The 3652-nt window shown below is 69.6% G+C and carries 5 protein-coding genes and 1 pseudogene; 5 read left to right on the forward strand and 1 reads right to left on the reverse strand.

Features of this window, described 5'->3' with window-relative positions; all coding sequences use genetic code 11:
- A partial coding sequence (prs, locus tag F0L68_RS40135; protein ID WP_149855164.1) for a ribose-phosphate diphosphokinase occupies positions 1-623 on the forward strand: 623 nt, incomplete at its 5' end.
- Positions 624-847: 224 nt separating this feature from the next.
- Here the strand turns inward: prs and F0L68_RS40140 are convergent.
- Complete coding sequence (locus F0L68_RS40140) at positions 848-1237, reverse strand: DUF5313 family protein (protein WP_188317099.1); 390 nt, start codon at positions 1235-1237, stop codon at positions 848-850.
- 90 nt (positions 1238-1327) lie between these two features.
- Here F0L68_RS40140 and F0L68_RS40145 point away from each other — a divergent pair, with 90 nt between their 5' ends.
- The 4 genes and pseudogenes from F0L68_RS40145 to F0L68_RS44005 all read left to right on the forward strand — a co-directional run.
- Positions 1328-1537 (forward strand): hypothetical protein, encoded by a 210-nt coding sequence (locus tag F0L68_RS40145; RefSeq protein ID WP_149855166.1) that lies wholly within the window; start codon positions 1328-1330, stop codon positions 1535-1537.
- Positions 1538-1541: 4 nt separating this feature from the next.
- On the forward strand, positions 1542-1877 hold the full coding sequence (locus F0L68_RS40150) for an ArsR/SmtB family transcription factor (protein WP_149855167.1): 336 nt from the start codon (positions 1542-1544) through the stop codon (positions 1875-1877).
- Positions 1874-2713: a hypothetical protein gene (locus F0L68_RS40155; protein WP_149855168.1), complete on the forward strand. Its 840-nt coding sequence runs from the start codon at positions 1874-1876 to the stop codon at positions 2711-2713. Before F0L68_RS40150 ends, F0L68_RS40155 begins: the two co-directional genes overlap by 4 nt.
- A 324-nt stretch (positions 2714-3037) precedes the next feature.
- Positions 3038-3652: pseudogene (locus F0L68_RS44005) on the forward strand (phosphoenolpyruvate carboxykinase (GTP)); the annotation flags it as partial.

Here is a 3652-nt window from a genome sequence, read left to right on the forward strand (position 1 = left end):
TCGCCGACCTGTTCAAGACGGCTGGCGCGGACCGGATCATGACGGTGGACCTGCACACCGCCCAGATCCAGGGCCTGTCTGAGTATCCGGTTGACCACCTGTTCGCGCAGTCATTGCTGGCCGCCCACGTCCGCGAGACCTACGCGGGCGCGGACCTCGCGGTGGTGTCCCCAGACGCAGGCCGGGTGCGACTGGCCGAGCAATGGGCGCGGGACCTCGACGACTGCCCGATCGCCATCATCCACAAGACCCGCGACCCGCTACGCCCCCACCAGCACGACACCCACCGCGTGGTGGGTGAGGTCCGCGGTCGAGTCTGCGTGCTGGTCGACGACATGATCGACACCGGGAGCACTGTTGTCGAGGCGGTGGAGGCGCTGCGGGCGGCGGGTGCCGCCGAGGTGGTGGTCGCCGCCACCCACGGCGTGCTGTCAGACCGGGCGGCCACGCGCCTGACGGGGTGCGGCGCCCGCGAGATCATCGTCACCAACACCCTGCCCATCCCCGAACATGAGCGATTCCCTGGGTTGACGGTGCTGTCGGTGGCCCCGCTGCTGGCGCGCGCGATCCGGGAGGTCTTCGAGGATGGCTCGGTCACCGGCCTGTTCCCCGAACCCCGCTGACGTGCCGTCGGAGGTGCCGTGCGCGATGATCCCGGTAATCCGCATCCGCATCCGCATCGTGGTCGTGCAGGCCGACGGCGAGGTTTGGTGCGGGGTCTGCGCGGCACGGTGGACTGAGCCCGCGCGGGCTGCGGTAGTGGCATGACGACAGGACCAGACTTCCCGAGCACCTCCGCGCAAGCCGCCAGCCGTTGAACGCCCAGGTGGTCAGGTGACCGAACTGGTCACTCGCCCGAGCGGTAGCGGGCGTTGTACAAGGCCCGGCACCGTTCGTCGTCCTCGGCGCGCGCCGAGGCGCGGGTGTCGCGGCCGGTGCCGCGCGGGTAGCCGCACTTGACCAGCCGTTGCTCGGTGGTCTCCAGCATGTAGGCCAGGACGTAGAAGTAGCCCACGAGCACGCCCAGCAGGCACGCCAGCAGCCGGATCCACAGTTCGCCGGGCAGCAGGAGCACCAGGAACACCGGCGACATCTGGACCAGGCCGCGCAGGATGTGGCGCAGCACCCAGGTGCGGCAGGTGATGTCGTGGAGCACCCAGGTCCGGTACCGCTGGGGCAACCGGCCCCCGAACGCGTACCAGATCCACAGGATCGGATGGGGTCGCTTGCGTGGCACGATCCACAGTATACGCGACTGCGTACTTGCGTATTTTGTTAACTAACGACATGATGAGCTTGCTAGTTACGGGGAAGGGGACGCGGGCCGGTGAGCGAGTTCGTCACGACACTGCGCGAGCAGGTTCGCGAGACCCAGCGGGCGCTGACCGCGGCCCAGGCCGCCCGGCACCCCCACGAGGTGCGGCTGCACCTGGCGCGCCTGCGGGATCTGCTGGAGATCGCCGAACGGCACGCCGTGGACACCCGCGACTGGGTGCACCCGTCGGTACGGCAGATCCTCGAGAGTGAGGCGAGCTGACGTCATGCCGGTCCCGCTCTACGAGGTCAAGGCCGAGTTCTTCCGCGCGCTGGGACATCCCGTGCGGATCCGGACGCTGGAGCTGCTGCGAGACGGTCCGCGCGCCGTGCACGAGCTGCTGGCCGAGATCCCGGTCGAGGCGTCCCGGCTGTCCCAGCACCTGGCGGTGCTGCGCCAGCGCGGCCTGGTCACCGCGGTCCGAGAAGGCGGCACGACGACCTACGCGCTGCGCACCCCCGAGGTCGCCGACCTGCTGGCCGTGGCGCGCGGCATTCTCGCCGAGGTGTTGACCGACCACGCCACGCTGTTGGCGGAGCTACGTGCGGAGCACGCCTCGTGACGGCCGCTCGGGTGTCGGCCGCGGTGGCCGTGGTCAGCGACGGCAGCGCACTGTCCACCGGCCACGACCGGTTGCCGCTGCTGCCGGCGTTGGGCGGCTGCGCCGCGCTACTGCGTGAGCTGGCCGGGCTGGACGCGATCGCGTTGCCGGTGGCCGCCGCCGACGCGCGGCAGTTGGCCGCGAGCCTGCGCAGCCTGCCGGTGGACATCGGCGCGATCGCCCTGCTGCGCACCGACCCGGCCCGGGCTCGTGCCGCGCAGCAGGCGCTGCGCGCGGCAGGCTGTGTCCCGGTGGTCACCGAGCAGGACACCACCACGGTCGCGCTGACCGCCGCCCTGCTCACCGCGCTGCGCCGCACGGACACACCGCCCCGGGCCAGTCGGGTCGTGGTCGCCGGCGCCGCTCGGGTGCCTGGGTTGACCCGGCTGTTGATGGCCGCCGGAGTCGGCGACATCGTGAGCTGGGACACCACCGACGCGGTGGCCTTCCCGCTGTCTCGGATCGCCCGGGGCGCCACGGCGGTGATCGACCTGGTCGACCGCGCCGCCGCGCTGGCGCACTCCGCCTCCTGGCACGACCCGGTGACCGTGATCGCGCCCGACGGCGAGAGCCCGCTGCTGGCGCTGCCGGGGTTGCTGACCGCCGCGGTGTCGGCCCCCGCGCCGCTGCGCGACGGCGGCGAGGACGTCGAGGTGGAGCTCGCGATGGCCTGCGTGCGGGTCCTGATGGAAGCCACTCCGCCGGATCGGCTACTTCCCGAGCTGTCGACCCCCGGCCTGTCGGCGGCTGTGGCCCGTGCCGCGCTGGCGACTGTGGAAAACAGGCAGCGGCAATAGGGAGACAAACACCGGCCAAGCGGCGAACGCATTCACCGAACGACGTCGGACAACGCGGCGTCGACATTATTTGTGCGCGCACAGAGCGAGGGTCGAAGCTGTCGGTCACGAGACGCTCGACCTGCACTGTTGCCTGGTTCTGCCGTTCTTCACGCGTCCTTGAGTGCCATTCTCGCACCGGCTTCTTGATCGGTTTGTGAATCGTTTGAGTGAGGCGAAAGACACTCTTGTGGAAGCCGTCGAGACGGCGACCGGCCGCTACCCTGTTTGCATTCATTCGCGTTTGTTCCTGTGGTGCTTCGGCACCCTGACAATGGAGACAGGATGACCACAGTGACCATTCCCGGTCTGGATCAGGCGCCCACCAACCACCAGCGGCTTGTCGCCTGGGTGCGCGAGGTGGCGGAGCTGACCACGCCGGACCGGGTGGTGTGGTGTGACGGCTCGGACGACGAGTGGCGGCGGCTGACCACCACGCTGGTCGACGCAGGCACCTTCGTCCGCCTCCAGGCGAAACCGAACTCGTTCTGGTGCGCCTCGGACCCCTCCGACGTCGCGCGGGTCGAGGAGCGGACCTTCATCTGTTCGGAGAACGAGGCCGACGCGGGACCCACCAACAACTGGATGGACCCGGTCGACATGAAGGTCATCATGACCGAGCACTACCGGGGCTGCATGCGTGGCCGCACGATGTACGTGATCCCGTTCTGCATGGGACCGCTGACCGCGGACAAGCCCATGCTCGGCGCGCAGATCACCGACTCCGAGTACGTCGTGGTCTCCATGCACATCATGACCCGCATGGGCACCAAGGCGTTGGCGCGGTTCGGCGCGGACGAGGAGTTCGTGAGGGCGCTGCACTCCGTCGGCGCACCGTTGCAGCCTGGTCAGCAGGACGTGCCCTGGCCGTGTGACAGCACGAAGTACATCACCCAGTTC

It is taken from the genome of Solihabitans fulvus (assembly GCF_008386585.1).
In the GTDB taxonomy this organism is placed as follows: Bacteria; Actinomycetota; Actinomycetes; order Mycobacteriales; family Pseudonocardiaceae; genus Solihabitans; species Solihabitans fulvus.

What these genes read in the sequence shown, in the direction of transcription:
- F0L68_RS40150 (WP_149855167.1), top strand. Translation starts at nt 1,542, where the DNA reads ATGCCGGTCCCGCTCTACGAGGTCAAGGCCGAGTTCTTCCGCGCGCTG.